The sequence below is a fragment of the Butyrivibrio proteoclasticus P6B7 genome (assembly GCF_000622085.1).
GTDB classification, from domain to species: Bacteria; Bacillota; Clostridia; order Lachnospirales; family Lachnospiraceae; genus Butyrivibrio; species Butyrivibrio proteoclasticus_A.
The window spans coordinates 195,305-211,641 of the sequence record NZ_JHWL01000004.1 but is presented as its reverse complement, the minus strand read 5'-3'; the positions used below and the strand labels follow the sequence as shown (position 1 = coordinate 211,641).

Below are 16,337 nucleotides of genomic sequence, written 5' to 3'. Positions count from 1 at the left end.
TGCAAAGCACCACGAGCAGCGGATTTGTACAGTGCCTTTGGTTTCCGTACGGTTATATTATCTATCCGTTATCAGGATCTGATCTCAATACCCATTGTGAAGGAGAGCTTTCTGAGCATCTTGTCAACGTAGCCGTTAACTGCTTCGAAGGTAAGCTCCTCATCCTTAGGTGTGAAGGTAATTGTAAATGCCATACTCTTCTTGGTTGGAGGAATTGGAAGTCCTTCGTAAACATCAAAGAGCTTAACGTCAGTTACATACTTGCAGGAACCGTAGATAGCTTCCTCAACCTCACCGCAGGTAACTGTCTTATCCATGATAAGAGCAAGATCACGCTTAACGATAGGGAACTTGGAAAGTGGCTCAAATGAAGGTGTCTTGCCATACCACTTCTCAAGAACTGAAAGGTCAAGCTCGCAGATATAAGCTGGAATTCTCATATCTGTCTCATCCTGGATCTCGTAAAGAATCTGTCCAAGGTAACCAACCTCTTCACCCTCGCAGGTAATCTTAGCTGTTCTGTAAGGATGTAAGAAAGTCTTGGTAGCAGGCTCATACTTAAAGCTTACGTGAAGTGCCTCAGCTACGTTATCTGAAAGGCCCTTAAGTGTAAAGATATCCTCGTCATCACCAAAGATACCGATACAGATAGTAGCCTTCTCATCAGGATACTCTGTAAGTGGAAGTGACTTAGGAACAAATCTGTTACCTACTTCAAATAATCTTCCCTCTAATGTACCCTTCTTCTGGTTCCTTGCGATTGCATGAATCATCTGGGCTGCCAGAGTTGTTCTCATAAGAGAAAGATCCTCGTTGATAGGGTTAAGGATTCTGATAGCCTTTCTCTCCTCTGCATCCTCTGGGAATCTGAGTAAATCCAGATCGCTTGGTGAGAAGAATGAATAGTGCATGCACTCGTATGCTCCCTGGGCACAAAGAGCTCTTTTTATCTTAAGCTCAGTCTTCTGAGTAAGGTTTCTGCCACCTGTTGTTACACTGGCATTCTTAAGGAATGTAGGAATAACGTGGTCGTAACCATACATACGGATAAGCTCTTCAGCGATATCAGGATAATCCTCCATATCCTCACGATAAGCTGGGATCTTGATTGTAAGCTCATCGCCGTTAATAACTGGCTCAAAGTTAAGGTTTGTGAGAATTCTCTTTATCTCATCCTCTGGAACTTCAATACCAAGAACGCCGTTAACCTTCTTGATAGAAGCCTTCATCTCTCTCTTCTCAAGGCTGTTGCCTGTGTTGATGTCCACATGAGTCTTGGATACCATACCAGCGTGAAGCTCCTCAATAAGGTGAAGGGCTCTCTTCATGGCGATAACTGTTGTATATTCGTAAACACCCTTAGCAAATGCTGCAGATGAGTCAGATGACTGACCAAGGGCTCTTGAGCTCTTACGAATATTGTCACGCATGAACTTAGCTGCCTCAAAGGTAACTGTAGTTGTTGTATCACGAATCTCAGAGTTGAGGCCACCCATGATACCAGCAAGAGCTACAGGCTTCTTGCCATCGCAGATTACAAGGTTATCTGTTGTAAGTTCGAACTCGTTCTCATCAAGAGTCACTATTCTTTCACCCTGCTTAGCACGTCTAACTACGATCTTGTTATCCTCAAGGAAGCTTCCGTCAAAGGCGTGCATTGGCTGACCAAGCTCTCTCATAATATAGTTTGTGATATCAACGATATTGTTAATTGAGTTGTTGCCTACAAGAGAAAGCCTTCTCTTCATCCAAAGAGGGCTCTCGCCAAGCTTAACATCATATACATAGTGACCAATGTATCTAGGGCAAAGATCTGGATCCTCAACTGTTACGCTAAAGCCCTCATTCTCTACATCTGTCTCTGTGTAGCTAAGATCAATCTCTTTTAATGGCTTATCAAGAGCAGCTGCAACCTCTCTTGCAAGACCGTAAATGCTCTGGCAGTCTGGTCTGTTAGCTGTGATTGATACATCAAAGATCCACTCATCAAGGCCAAGGAGTGGCTTAACATCAGCGCCAACCTCTGTATCCGCAGGGAATACTAAAAGTCCGTTGTATCCAGCACCTGGGTACATATCCTCTGTTACACCAAGCTCAACGCCTGAGCAAAGCATACCCTCTGAATCGTAGCCGCGAAGCTTACCCTTCTTGATAGTAGCAACGCCAACAACTGTAACGTGGTCCTTAGCAGTCTCAATAACTGTTGCGCCCACAAGAGCAAGTGGATATTTACCACCAGCCTGTACATTATCTGCACCGCAGCAAACCTGGAAGGTTCCGTGCTCACCAGCATTAACTGTGCAAACATGAAGGTGTGTCTCTGGAATAGGCTCGCAGGTAAGGACTTCACCTACTACTACATTAGAGATGTCTTTTCCCACTTCCCAGCACTCTTCTACTTCAAAACCGCAGTCAAAGAGCTTCTTCTCAAGTTCCTTTGGTTCAATATCTATATCTACAAAATCTTTAAGCCAACTTAAAGGTACTAACATTTTTCTTATCCTCCTAAGTTTATGAAATATGCGAATTATTCGTAGTGATCGATCTGCTTAAGAACGTCGATATCTGACTCATACAAAAGCTTGATGTTATTGATACCGTACTTAAGCATAGTTGCACGCTCGATACCAATACCAAAAGCAAATCCACTGTACTCTTCTGAATCAATTCCGCAGTTCTCCAAAACCTTCTTGTTAACTACGCCGGCACCAAGAACCTCGATCCAGCCAGTACCCTTACAAAGGTTACAGCCCTTACCACCGCAGGCAAAACAGCTGCAGTCAACTTCTACAGAAGGCTCTGTGAATGGAAAGTATGAAGGACGAAGTCTTGTGGTAGTTCCCTCTCCGAAGATCTTCTGAGCAAAGGTCTCAAGAGCGCCCTTAAGGTCGCAAAGTGTGATGTTCTTATCAACTACAAGGCCTTCCATCTGTGAGAACATAGGTGAATGTGTTGCATCATCATCTGAACGGAAAACCTTACCAGGTGAAAGAATCTTGATCGGAGGCTTCTTGTTCTCCATTACATGGATCTGACCTGATGAAGTCTGGGTTCTAAGAAGGAACTCAGGACTCAGGTAGAAGGTATCCTGCATATCTCTTGCAGGGTGATCCTTAGGAGTATTAAGAGCTGTGAAGTTGTAATAATCGTTCTCAATCTCTGTGCCTTCGTAGATTTCAAAGCCCATTCCGGCAAAGATGTCGATAAGAGTCTCTCTCATCTGTGTTACAGGGTGAAGATTACCTGTGTAACGAATCTTGGCAGGCATAGTAACATCCTGCTTCTCACTCTCATATCGAAGCTGAAGCTCTTTTTCCTTCATCTTCTTATCAAGCTCCTCGAAATGGTCAAGGGCCCACTGCTTAAGTTCATTGACACACTTACCGTACTCAGCACGCTCCTCTGCAGGGATGTTCTTCATCTCCTTCATAAGGGCACTGATCTTACCAGTCTTGTTGTCTAAAAAGCTCTTTCTAAGCTCGTAAACAAGTTTAGAACTGTCAAGCTTCTCAGCATTTGCCTTGATCTCTTCACGGATCGCTTCAAGTTTCTCATGTAATGCGCTGTTTTCCAATTTTCCTTCCTCCTAGATATTAAATGAATCTTCCGCTGCACTAAATTCGATAATACCTCATTAAGTGCACGGAAGTGGTTCGCACTAAGCTCGAAACTACCTCGCTAAGTGCTCTGCACAAAAAAATCCCTTGTACAGCCTAAGCTATACAAGGGACGAATAATTTCCGCGGTACCACCCATGTTCCCTTTAGATCAACTAAAGGGCTCTTAAGTATCTGCATCTGTTTGTTATCAAAAGATGCTCCACCTTATCTGTAACGTAGATCTACGTTCAAGGCTACTACTATTTCACCAAGACTACTCCAGTGCGAAATTTCCGTAATTGATAGTTCTTGGAGCTCTCAGCCGCTGACTCCAATTCTCTCAGGAACCTGATCAAAAACATCTTGGGGATATGCCCCACACCTTCATGGTATTTGATATTTTAAATTCAACATTTACATTCTATTGGGCATATAGAAAAATGTCAACCATCAAGTGGTATTTTTATCCTGTTTCTTTAGCACCAATATTCTTTTTTCATAATATTCCTCGTAAAAGAATTACTCCTCGTCTTCGTAAACAAGACCATCAAAGATCTCATTTACATCTTCACCATCAACGAAGACCTTGTCCTCTTCGAAGGTGAATTCAAATCTTACTACTGTGCCATCCTCAAGGAGACAGTCAACATAGTGCTCTGGATCAACATAAACTGGCTGAACAACGCTATCCTCGAATACTGTTATGCTCTCGTTGATAACATTTCCGTCCTTATCAACTTCGCTGGCCTTAATGTCTTCCTTAGCTGTGATCTTGTCTGAGCACTCAAGGATTCTGCATCTTGCAGTAAGCTTAGTTGGCATACCATCAGCTGAAACTGTAGCTGGGAAGTAGTATGAAATAGTACCAAAAACATTTGTTTTATCTACTGAGATCATGCTATCTGGTCCCATGAAACAAGGCTCACCAGCGTAATCTCCACTACCCTCATCAAGCCAAAAGTCATTAAATGTCTGAGATCCTACAGCCTTAATATCCTTACCTGATACATCAAATACATAAAGTGTCTGCTTGTCAGTGTCGTCATCTGTAAATACATATAAGTATTCCTTAGACTCTGCTGTTACCATGTGATAAATCTTGGCTCTATTAATATCGAATTCGATGTTATCAAAGGTAGCTGACTTACTGCCGTTTGTAACAGTCATAGCAGTTCCAAGATATGGATGATACTTGGACTGTGTATAAGTAATGCTTAAAAGACCTGTTCCTGAGAAGGACTTATCATTGATAAATTCAAGTTCATCATCGACATATGCATAGCCTTCCTCTGGGTTATATACATAATCCTTGTTAACGATCTCATCGTTGTATTCAATTACTATTTCGTAGTATGCGTTGCATGAGAAGAAACAACCAGGATTAAATACGATATGAATTCCATCAACACCAAAGTACCAGTTGTATTCCTTGGAGCTATCTGTTACATACTCCTGAATATCAGACTCTGCATTATTCCAGTCACTGTTATTAGGATATGCATCTGTGAGTTCCTCATATACCTTAGCGGCAAATTCCTTAGGTGTACAAGTAACTACATCACTAAGCTTAACTACTTCTCCAGTATAGATATCATAGGTGTGACCATACTTAAAAGTTACTAAACCTGAAGACAATACATCGCTAGAGTAATTATCTTCAACAAACTCATAATAGCTAAGATACTGATCTGCAGTTCTCTGTGGACAAACCTTTACTGTATAATAAAGAGCTTCCTCAGGCTTATACTGTGCATTTCTTTCAGCATAATCTGTAAAATCTTCGATATACTTCTTGTATGTTTTACCGTTGTCTGAAGCAAGATCATACAATGTCTTATAAAGATCTGGATTACTTTCCTTACAATCATCAATAAGCATTAAAGACTCGAAGGAATATCTTGATGTGATATTCTTGTCATCATCGTAAGTGTAGTTCTCGTAGGTTACGATCTTATAGAGTCTTGATAAAGTGTACATCTCCTCATCAGAAGCCTCAGTTAAAGTTCCGCCGAACTTGTTATCTGAATCAGATGAAGCTGATGCTGCTGCATCAGAAGAAGCCTCTGCGCTGGCATCAGAACTTGCCTCTGAACTTGCCTCAGTGCTAGCCTCTGAGCTTGCCTCGTTGCTGGCTTCTGTGCTTCCTCCCGCAATACTTGCGTTTGACGCTGCATTCTGATCAGCGTTGTTACCAAATGGTAAAGAGCATCCTGTAAGAAGAATGCAAAATGAACAAATTGCTGCTAATACTCTTTTCTTCATAAACATTCATACCTCCTATTGATTAGCATGTTTTCAACCTGCGCAGTATCGTCGGTATGAATTACCATGATTGGGCAACCTGACTCTCTGTTAAAAGACAGGTAAGTATAATTTACGTTGATATTACACTCGAAGAGAGTTTTGAGAATCTTATCCAATGCTCCAACTTCATCTTTACATTCAACAGCAAGGACCTTTGTTGATTTGCAGAGATAGCCAGCATCAGTAAGAACCTTAAGACATTTCTCTGGATCTGAAACCACCATACGGATGATACCGTATTCAGCGGAATCGTTAGTTACTGAACCAAGGATGTTAATTCCGTTTTCGCACAGAATTCCTGTGATATCCTGAAAACACCCCTTTTTGTTCTCAGCATAGATAGAAATTTGATTTAGCATATGTCTCCCTTTGCCCCTAATACTAACGGGCCTACTTTTTTCACAAATCAAAATTCTATCATTATGCCAAGATATGTCAAGTTTTAAAGTTTCTTCATATTTATGTCAATATTTGAAAATACATCAGTCAATGTACGTATTTGACACTATTCTGTCACAGCTATAGCTGTCCTCAATGATACACATTCTTTCATAGTTTCCAGTACCTGCATTTACAAGCCTTGCATATACACGATTTCATTTATGTTAATGAATTCCTGTGATACAAATCCGTTGTACTCTTCGGAGTTTACCATATCCGCTATGGCATCAAGCTCTTTTTGATCATCAATCACGGTATATTCAGCGTCATAATCCAGATAGTAATCGAATCCAAAAATGTTGTTGGTGTATACCCAGTAGGTCTCACCATCTTCCTCAAAATACAGAATTCCGTAGTTAAGGATTCCGCCATCAAGCTCCCACTCTTCATCTTCTGTAGGATCAAAATATTCAAGCTTACCTAAAGCACTGTAAAATTCATCTTCTCCGTCTACAAAGCCTCTAAAGCAATAATCATCGCCGCCACAATTGTTGACATACCTAAGGTCCAGAACATCGTCATTAGTAATAATATACTCAGACCCTATTGAGTCATTACCATCAAATGCTTTATAGCAAAGAAAATTGTCAGCTGAAATATTCCCTGGAAGTTCTGTAACATTCTTTGCGTCGTAGTCTACCTCTTGAAGCTCATAGCCACTCTCGTCTGTGGTATTAAAATAGAATGAAAATCCAAAGTAGTCCTGGGAATAATCATAGTCAGAAGGATCAGTTGACTGGTGCCCAGCGCTATTCTTGTCGCTACTGCCGTTCTTGTCATCCCCACCATTTCCGTTTTTGTCCTTTTTATCATCATTGTTACTGGCATGAGAATTATCTTTTGACTGATCATTAGATGTATCCTCATCGTGAGGAGTTCTTGAATCCTCAGATGCACTTGAATCTCCAAGTGTGTAAGAAAAACCACATCCCGTAAGTGATGATGCAGTAATAGCTGTTGTAAGTGTAAGTGCTCCAAGCGTTAACAAGTTCTTTTTCATATAAAGCCTCCCTGTAGCTTATCTGCGTCTCTATCATATATACAAATGAAAATTGTTTTTTGTTGCAAATTCGATGTCTTATTGACACCTTGTCCATTTTATATATAATGATTAAAGATTTTTCTAAGTTTTTTCTTAGAACAATGCGACTCCATTTCGGAGGTTCAAATCGCATTTTTTCAATTATTTATTAGGGAGTATTCAATGATTGTAGAAAAAATTACTGCAGAATTGCAGGCATTGAATGAGATTCTCGCACTAGCTCAAAATGACTCTTCTAATGCACCAGAAGGAAGTTTAAGGATCACTCATTCAAGAAACAGAACCGCTATGTATCACAAAAAAGATAGCCACGATCAATTTGGGACGTATGGATGGCGAAGATTACCGTGATTCATTCTTTTGGAAGTTCAAACACTTTAGTAAGATGGGGCTCAAACAGGGCGACAATTTGATAATGTTATTTGAAGATAAAGATCACCAGTTTAATATCGGCGACCATGAGGAATGGTTAAAAGAACTATTGTTGAATTGATACAGGCTTAGGTCATTGTAACAGGATTAGATTGTGATGACAGGCTTGGATTGTGATAACAGGCTTTATTCTGGATATCTTGGATATAGGCCTGCAGTTTTCTTGATTATTTTGCTATATGGCAGGCTTGATTTCAGAAACACTTTAAATCAAGCCTGTTTTTTCCCGAATCTTCAAGCTCAATGACAGGCTTCAAATCAAGAAGTCCTCATTTTAAGCCTGCTTTTACCTAACAAGCTCATAAAAATAGCAGGCTTGAATTCAGATATTCTCAACTCAAGCCTGCTTAAAAATCTATTCTCAACAATGTTCACTTGCCAGCATTCTCACAATGCTCACAACGCCCTCGGCGCTTGCAAGGGACGTCACCATACGCTTCTTCCAGATCTTATCTAAAGAACGCCATCTCTCTATCCAGCTCTTTGGCGATATCGTTGAGGTCGCTTGCCTTCTGGGACAGCTCTTCCATGGTTGTTGAAAGGTTCTCCATAGAGGACTTGGTCTCCTGTGAGCTTGCAGCGTTCTCCTCAGAAATTGAGGAAAGACTGGTGATAACATCACTGATGGCATTGCTGGCCTTCTCTGACTTATCAACATTAACAACGATGTCTCTTGTAAGAGCAATTGACTTGTTGATGTCTTCGATAAGAGCATCAACCTGCTCGATAGTTCTGTGGATGGTGCTACGCTGGTTCTGCATGATTTCCTGAACACTACCGGCTTCTTCCATGGTCTTGTTGGAGTCAGCAGAAAGACCCTTCATAGCTTCCTGGATATTACTTGCAGCATCTGCGGACTGATCAGCAAGCTGTCTGATTTCATCAGCAACTACCGCAAATCCCTTACCAGCCTCACCTGCTCTTGCTGCCTCGATAGAAGCATTAAGAGAAAGAAGGTTGGTCTGTGCAGCAATGGCATCAATAATTGTGACAGCTTCACTGATGGTATTAACTGCTGTGTTGGTATTTCCAATAAGTTCAACAATGCCTTCAATGGCCTTGATTGTCTCTCTTGTGGAAGTTCTAAGTTCATTAAGCTTATCCTGGCTGGCAGTGGAATTGTTCTGCATAGAATCAGCAAGTCCCTGCATCTGATTGGTATTGTCAGTAATAAGCTCAATTGCTGTATTGATATCCTCTACTCTCTGAACCGCATCCTGAAGTGACTCAGCCTGGCTGGCAGCACCAGTAGCAACCTGAGAAACAGAAACAGTTACGTTCTCAGCAGTAGCAGAAATTGTCCTTACTGTATCATTAAGATATCCAGCAGAGTTGTCCACCTCATCAGAGGATACTCTCGCACTTCCAATAACACTTCTGACTTTCTCAGCCATGTTAAACAGGGCGCTGGACATTTCTCCAAGCTCATCCTTACGATTCTTAACCTTCTCAGAAAGATGAATCTGCAGATCACCGGTAGCCATCTGACGAACTGCCTTAACATTCTCATCGATAGCTTTAATAATATTCAGTACATAAATGACAGTCATAATAGTTAGCGAAATAATGATAAGACTTGCCAAAGTGATCATGGTCTTAATTCTGTCATTGATGTAAGTAGAAATCTGAACCTTAGGAAGTCCAACGAAAGCCATTCCATAAACGCTTCCATCTTCATCGCTGATAAGAGGCTCATAAGCAACGTAGTACTTAGCGCCATTAATAACAACGTTCTGCGCGCTGTAGGACTGTTTCTGTTTGATAACTGCTTGTATAACAGCATCTCCAGCCTTAGTACCTATTACTCCTTCAATACTAGAACGTTCTCTTGTATCCCCCAAAAAGTAAGTATAATCATAGCCAGTCTCTTTGTTCATGTTGGTTTCAAGCTTGCTTAAATCTTCATCTTCCCCAGCATATTTAAGCACCATAGCATAAGACTTACACGCTGCTATAACGCCCGTTTTAACTTCTTCTTCCATTCCTCTACGTAAATTGATAACACCAATAAGTGTGGCAACAGAGCCAACAAGAATAAGTGCCAGCATTACAAGGCCGGTCAATATGACTCTAAGAGAGGTTATTTTACTTTTTTGTTCCATAAGGTACCTCCAAAATAGGGGTGTAAAGTTAACGAAAAAGCCTCAATTAATATACTAACATAACGTCCCCTTAGAAGAATAATAAACATTTTATTAAAATCAGAGTTCAAAAGTGAAACATTGTTTCATGTTTTGGAACAAATTCATCAGAATCAAGATATTCATAAATACTTTTAAGTAATGCTCTAGCCTCTGGGTGTTCCATCAAATTCTGAAGTCCCATGGAGGAACACAAAATTTTACCGTTCAAAACCTTAGCCTCATAGAGCATAGCCATTGGCCTTAAGGAAACATAGCAGTCCATCTCAGTCACAATCGCTTTCACATATTCAGGCAATACAAAAGCCCTCTGTGACGCCATATAGAACCACTGCCACTCTCCAAACTCCCTTGTTGGGAAATTCCTAAATATGGGATGCTCAGTATCTATCAGAAGTCCCATAGCTCCCTCCTGAGAAGGAAAAGTCCCCACAGACCAAAAGTCCGTAGTAAACTGAGCCTTTATGCTATCAGGAATTGCCTCCTTGGTGGAATCCGGCGAATAGTACACAATTCCGCCATTTTGAAGCACATCCCTTGCCTTATCATCCAGCACCCTTGTTTCATGCACTCCCTCAGGGCATACAGGCTCAACCTTTGGATAAACCCAGACTGGATAGGAGGTCTCAATATCTCCCACCCGGATCTTCAGATCGTACCTGACAGGTTCCCCTATCTTATTAAAAGAAATCTCTATAAAACCAAGGCTTGTGACGGTGCCCACTGGGCAAGTTGTGTAAGCAGCACCTCCAACGCCCTGCGAGGAATTCTCAGCGGAAATGAGCTGGTACTCAAATCCCCCCGGCAGCTCCGTCTTCCCATAATTTGCCACCTTGACTTCCGCCCTAAGCACGTCCCCTTCTTCGTAAGTGTACCTATCCATCACACCCAGCACCACCTGGCTATTAAAGAACTGCTTAAACCTTTCTGGCTCAGAAAACGGATAAGGCTTACGCTTCAAGTGAGAATTGAGCATCCCCACAAGGGCCGTTCCCTGCCCAGTAAAGTCCTGAAGTCCAAGAAGTGAAATGCCAGAAAGCCCAGTAGTCCTAAGGACAGCCTCCACCTCTTCCCTGTATGCTAAAAGAGCTATCTCTCCTGTGGCAGAAACTCTTCTCTCCCACTCACTATCAGATATTCCAAGGGCCTTTCTTCTATTATCAACAATGACTAGATTATCAGGCCTTGTTACTCCTTTAAATAATTCCAGTTCCTTCATGTCAGGCAGAACCTCGTACTGCCCAACTTCAAAGGTAAATACAGGCTTTTTAAATTCCTTCCTGATCTCAGCCAGCTCTTTATCAAAGTTCTTGGTGGTATCAGGCATACAAGTGTTGATATAGCCATCGTTCCCACTAAGCCTTAGCTTCTTATCATGGAAAGCCATGGAAGTATAAAAGTCGCTTTCAGGATCCGTTCCCTTTTCTCCATAGAAATTATTGGAGCCCCAGGCATAAAGCCTTGTTTTATCAATACTTCTAGCCACCTCCATGAGGTGATGCATGGTTTCTACGCTTGCCTCGTCTCCATGAAGCTCGTTGCCAAGAGTCAGCATCACAAAGGATGGATGGTTAGCGTAGGTCTTAAGAATCTGGATCAGCTCATTCTCATAGAAGTCCCTGCTCTCCTCAGAAGAAAATGCATCCCTTGGATTCCAGTTTGGAAGTTCAGGCTGGATCATCATTCCCATCTCATCCGCCGCAGCAAAGGCAGCCTCCGGAGGACACCAGGAATGGAACCTTACGCAGTTAACACCGTAGGAAGCATAGGTCTTCATTGCCTCCTTCCAGAAATCAAGATCCATAGGTCCATAGCCAGTCTCTGGGAACAAGCCGCAGTTTGCCTCACTCCTTAGGAAAATCCTTCTTCCATTTATCGTAAGCCTTCCTTCTTCATCATAGGCAAACTCCCTGATTCCAAAGGTTACATTCTTTTTATGTAGCTCTTTTCCCTCTGATAAAAGAGCTATCTTAATAGAGGCAAGGTTCCCCTCACCCTCATCCCACCTGTTGTTCAGGGCATTATCGTTAAGTCGTACATTGCGAAGCTGCACAGATGTGGGGCCGTCGCCATGAAGAGTAACTGGAATAGCCTTCTCTTCCTCAAGGCAGTCTCCAGAAATTATGATTTGATAATTACACTCATCTGACTTTGAAAATTTATCATTTCCAGCATTGCTGTCACAGTTAGCATCAGCATTCTTCACACAGCCAGCATCAATCTCAATCATAAGAGAGACGCTGTCCGCACCATCCACAAAGGGATAGACGTATGCAGAGCTGATGAACACTGGCTCTTTTTCATCAATGAAGATATTGCCAAGTACGCCGTTCCAGTTGGTCTGGGTCTCATCAGTGGCAGCTGATGAAAAGGTAATGTCACGATAAGGCATGCCAGGATAGGTGTTATCCACCACAATCTCAATAAGACTCCCCTTTTTAAGGTAGTCTGTGACCTCAAAGCGAACTGGGGCGGACAGGCTAAAGCTACGAAGGGGAACGTTCTGCCCATCAATGATAAGCGCCGCAGCCCTGGTTCTTTCGGCGATAAAGAAATATCTTTTATCAGGACTTACCTCACCATCAAAGGTCCTGGAATATACGGCAGGGCCTTCGTAGGTGTAGTTACGGGTTAGTCTGGTGGCAATCCTGGGATCCTTGTCCGCCATCTTGCCTGCAGCCTTCTCCCTATCCTCCACGTCAGGGTGCCAGGCCTTAGCTACCTTATCAGGCTCTCCAAGTCCGTTCTCATCAAGGCTTCCGGGAAGAAAGCCCATTTTCTCCACGCCGTTATTAAGTTTGATCTTCCATTCACCACTTAGATTGAATCTCATTACGCAGTCCTCATGATCTTCTGAATATCACTGCAAAGTGATAAGTATATTCTCGCATTCTGATGGTTCATATCAAAGGAAAGTGCCTTCATGAAATTCTCGCTGGCTTCCTCTGTATTGCCAAGGCCAAGGTATCCAAGGCCCATAAGATAGTAACAATGGGTCTGGTTTTTCTTGTCCATATCCACATCAAACACGGTCATATCCGGCATGGACACTGCAAAGTAGTCCATCTTGAACTTGTCTCTTAAATGCTTTTCGCCGTAGTCAAGAAGCTTGTAGCACTTAGCCTTGGCCTCCTGGGTTCTGTGCATCCTGTAGTAGGCATAGCCCTGGAACAGAATCATATCTGCAGGCTGATCGTAGTAGTACATAACACCAGCCACCTCAGAAGCCCCAAGAACGGCCTTTTCATAGTATTCTCGTGACTTTTCCTCATCTCCAAGGTACTCAGTTACAAGGCCCAAATAGAAGTAAATGTTGTTATCCTTGGTGCCCTCAAGCCTTCCTTCACCCAGGTTCTCAGGATAGGATATAGCCTTTTCAAGATACTCCCTGGCCTTTACCAGATTTGCAGTTTCGCCGCTCTCAAACTCAGAGATGATCTGCCTTGCCATGCAGGTAAGAGCCACCTTGTACTGGCCTGTAATCTTGCCCTCAGCTCCCTCCCAGGTCTTGAACTCATGGCGCTCAATCATCTCAAGAGCCTTCTCGTAGCGACCCATATTGTTAAGAAGGGTCACATACTCAGTGTAGAGATCATCCCTCTTTTCGATGAGCTCTATATTCTCCTCAAAGGTCCTGAGCCTGTCCTCAAAGTCTGTACCCATGATCTGGCGCAGCTGATCAAGCTCAAGGAATACTCTGGCATCGCTCCTATCAAGCTCAAATGCCCTTGTTAAAAGAGCTAACGCCTTCTCCTTAAAGCTTCCGCCACGCTTGTTGTAGTATGCAATTGAAAGATTACGAAGAAGCGTAGGGAAGGTATCAACCATCTCCATGGACTTCTCCCAGTTCCCAATTGCCTCTTCATACTGAAGCTTATCGTAGTATAGGCAGCCCAGATAGTAGTACGCTCTGGCTCCCTTTGGATTTTCTTTTATAGCCTCCTTGAGAACATAGATGTCCTCAAGCTTATTAGGAAAGCACAGATATGGATCGCACTTCTCAGCCATCTTCACTTCGCGTTTTGCTTCCTCTGGCATCTCAAGGCGTCTGTAATAAACCGACTTGTAATAATGCACAAGGGGACTCATGCCGTCGTAGAAGGACAAGGACTCAATTGCGGACTGATAAAAGCCGCTCTCAGCCAGGTCCCTTGCCAAGTTAAGGTATGTCTCCTCGTTGTTTCTTAGTTCCTGCTTAAATCTTCCAATGCTGTCGTTTGTCATTTTCACGTCTAAATCTCTTTCTAGTAATGGTCCATCTGTCTTATTAGATGTGATGTCTGCAGTTACAAGTAGCTGTGCAAAGGTTGATACATTGTCGAACTGATCAAGAGAAAGGTTCTCTTCTATCTGCCTCTTGGCCCTTTCAAATCCTTCTCCTTGCCCTACTTCCAACATGATTAGCAAAAGAGCTTTGAGGCCCCGGCCCTTTACGTTATGAGTATTCTTAACAAGGCTCTTTTCCACAAATTCAAGACTGCTTTCATAGTCGCCTCTTCTTGCGCTTATTACAGCCAGGAAGTAGAAGCCCATTTCCTGCTGTTCGCTGGACCAGGTGGCCTTATAGAAGGCATCGAAGGCCTCGTCGTACCTTTCCTGGTAAAAGAGCGAAAGACCTAAATTGTAGATTGCTTCACTGTCGTAAGGATTAGGGTTAAAGGCTGTGAGTCTTTCTATAGCTGTCCTAAAGTACTCCTCTGCCCTTTCAAACTGACCTCTCCTAAGTAGAAGCAAGCCGTAGGCATTGTTGATCCTTGAATCCTTAGGATCTCGTTTTAAGCCCTCAAGATAATAAGGGTCTGGAAGGAAGGTGGCATGCCTGTACTGCTCGATGTGCTGGGCTGTTAAAAAGAGCTCTTCATTTGTCTGAATTTCCTCGGGAGCTTTTGCTGCCTTAGCAGGCTCTGCCAGCTCCGGAATCCCTGGATCTACTTCCTGATAGGAAACCAGCTCTTTTCCCTGATGATAGACGGTTACCTTGATTTTGTAGCGGTCAATTTGAGAATTACATGCCATCTCAGTATCATGAAACTTCTCATGACTCAAATCTATAGTCTTGGCATTCTCACAATTGATCAGCTTGGAAATGTCTATATTACCGTCATAAATCTCAGTTGGCGAAATATCAACACTTTCTGTATATATTTTCCTTTCCTCATATGTTACCACAATCTGGGCATTTTCAAACCTTGAAGTTGCATAGATGCAGATGTGAAGTCCATCTTCAGAAAGCTCACTTTTTAATGCCGCATTGATAGTGGCGTTCTTAACCTGTCCCACTTCCTTATAGGGCATGAAATACTGCTTGAAGGTCTTCTCCTCATAGGGCTTAAGCCAGGTAAAATCAGGCTGATTGTCACAGAACATTCCTGTCATCAGCTCAATATAAGGGCCATCCTCATCAGTAAGGTTCCTGTCCCAGGCCTTTCCGAATTCTCCGCAGCCCCAGGTCCACTGTTTCTTGCCTGGAGAGATATGATGATCTGCAACATGGAGAAGGCCTGCCTTCTTCTGGTAGTCATAGCCCCCAACAAAGTCATAGTCTGACTTCTCCGCCATGTATGATGTCGGAACCGGAATATTCTTGTATCTTGAAATGTCTACACCTTCGCTATAGTCGTGCTTGTAATATTCGCCTGTGGCAATTGGGAATCTGGAGACAGCTCTTTTGCCATGGTCGTAGACGTTGTGAACATCTGGAGGAAAGATGGACTGGGTGTAGTCGTTGACAGAAACCGCAGGGTTAGCCCACCAAAGGAAGGTCTGGGGCAGCGGAGTTCTGTTGTAGAGCTGGCCTGTGATCTCGATGTAGGCCTTTCCAGGGTACAGGGTGAATTTAGTAATCTCCTTGGTACCATACATTCTGTCCACGTCACCGGTTATCAGGGTTTTGGAGCCGTCTTCGTTCTCTTCAATCTTGTAATCCACAGGGCTGTAGGTGCTGGGTCTATGGTGCTGAGGCCAGTTAAATTCAATACCTCCAGAGATCCATGGACCTGTAAGTCCCACTAGAGCTGGCTTTATAACCTTGTTGTAATAGACAAAGTCGTAGTCGTTGGTCTTGTCGTAAGCCCTCTGAATCCTGCCACCAAGCTCAGGAAGGATCATGATCTTAATGTATTCATTCTCAAGAAACACAGCTTTCCAGCCGTGCATAGTCTTCGTGCTGCTGATGTCTGTTATATTTGGAAGGGGATAGATCTTGCCTGTGCTTCCCTGATAGACTCTCTTTTCAAGGAACATTGGGTTCTTGTCAGGCTTACCCACCTCATAGGTTGGGATGTTTACTACTTCTTCCCAGATCTTAACTGTATCCATATGCCGCTCCTATTCTTATTTCTTATTCCTTATTTCTCTTCCCTATCTCTTTTTCTCTCT

At 42.8% G+C, this 16,337-nt stretch carries 8 protein-coding genes; all 8 read right to left on the bottom strand.

Features of this window, described 5'->3' with window-relative positions; genetic code table 11:
• Positions 1-71: 71 nt before the first annotated feature.
• The 8 genes from pheT to T541_RS0105575 all read right to left on the bottom strand — a co-directional run bounded on the left by pheT (position 72) and on the right by T541_RS0105575 (position 16,277).
• Entirely contained in the window at positions 72-2,492 is a 2,421-nt protein-coding gene (gene pheT / locus T541_RS0105615; protein WP_026651769.1) for a phenylalanine--tRNA ligase subunit beta, read from the bottom strand.
• A 35-nt stretch (positions 2,493-2,527) separates the two neighbouring features.
• On the bottom strand, positions 2,528-3,574 hold the full coding sequence (pheS, locus tag T541_RS0105610) for a phenylalanine--tRNA ligase subunit alpha (protein WP_026651768.1): 1,047 nt from the start codon (positions 3,572-3,574) through the stop codon (positions 2,528-2,530).
• A gap of 544 nt (positions 3,575-4,118) precedes the next feature.
• Positions 4,119-5,861 carry a hypothetical protein gene (locus tag T541_RS0105605; RefSeq protein WP_155839467.1) on the bottom strand — a complete coding sequence of 581 codons (1,743 nt, stop codon included), beginning with the start codon at positions 5,859-5,861 and terminating at the stop codon, positions 4,119-4,121.
• A complete protein-coding gene (locus T541_RS0105600; RefSeq protein WP_034466173.1) occupies positions 5,858-6,262 on the bottom strand; it encodes an amino acid-binding protein in 405 nt (134 codons plus the stop codon). The genes T541_RS0105605 and T541_RS0105600 overlap by 4 nt, the downstream gene beginning before the upstream one ends.
• 212 nt (positions 6,263-6,474) lie before the next feature.
• A complete protein-coding gene (locus tag T541_RS0105595) occupies positions 6,475-7,344 on the bottom strand; it encodes a hypothetical protein (protein ID WP_026651764.1) in 870 nt (289 codons plus the stop codon).
• A gap of 923 nt (positions 7,345-8,267) precedes the next feature.
• Positions 8,268-9,920, bottom strand: coding sequence for a methyl-accepting chemotaxis protein (locus tag T541_RS0105585; RefSeq protein WP_026651763.1), 1,653 nt, complete (start codon positions 9,918-9,920; stop codon positions 8,268-8,270).
• A 106-nt stretch (positions 9,921-10,026) separates the two neighbouring features.
• Positions 10,027-12,792, bottom strand: coding sequence for a glycoside hydrolase family 2 TIM barrel-domain containing protein (locus T541_RS0105580; RefSeq protein WP_026651762.1), 2,766 nt, complete (start codon positions 12,790-12,792; stop codon positions 10,027-10,029).
• Entirely contained in the window at positions 12,792-16,277 is a 3,486-nt protein-coding gene (locus T541_RS0105575; RefSeq protein ID WP_026651761.1) for a DUF5107 domain-containing protein, read from the bottom strand. Before T541_RS0105575 ends, T541_RS0105580 begins: the two co-directional genes overlap by 1 nt.
• Positions 16,278-16,337 lie beyond the last annotated feature (60 nt).

Bases quoted from the DNA above. Each gene is read 5' to 3' on its own strand.
- pheT (WP_026651769.1), bottom strand. From the start codon at position 2,492: ATGTTAGTACCTTTAAGTTGGCTTAAAGATTTTGTAGATATAGATATT.
- T541_RS0105605 (WP_155839467.1), bottom strand. From the start codon at position 5,861: ATGAAGAAAAGAGTATTAGCAGCAATTTGTTCATTTTGCATTCTTCTT.
- T541_RS0105600 (WP_034466173.1), bottom strand. From the start codon at position 6,262: ATGCTAAATCAAATTTCTATCTATGCTGAGAACAAAAAGGGGTGTTTT.
- T541_RS0105595 (WP_026651764.1), bottom strand. From the start codon at position 7,344: ATGAAAAAGAACTTGTTAACGCTTGGAGCACTTACACTTACAACAGCT.
- T541_RS0105585 (WP_026651763.1), bottom strand. From the start codon at position 9,920: ATGGAACAAAAAAGTAAAATAACCTCTCTTAGAGTCATATTGACCGGC.
- T541_RS0105580 (WP_026651762.1), bottom strand. From the start codon at position 12,792: ATGAGATTCAATCTAAGTGGTGAATGGAAGATCAAACTTAATAACGGC.
- T541_RS0105575 (WP_026651761.1), bottom strand. From the start codon at position 16,277: ATGGATACAGTTAAGATCTGGGAAGAAGTAGTAAACATCCCAACCTAT.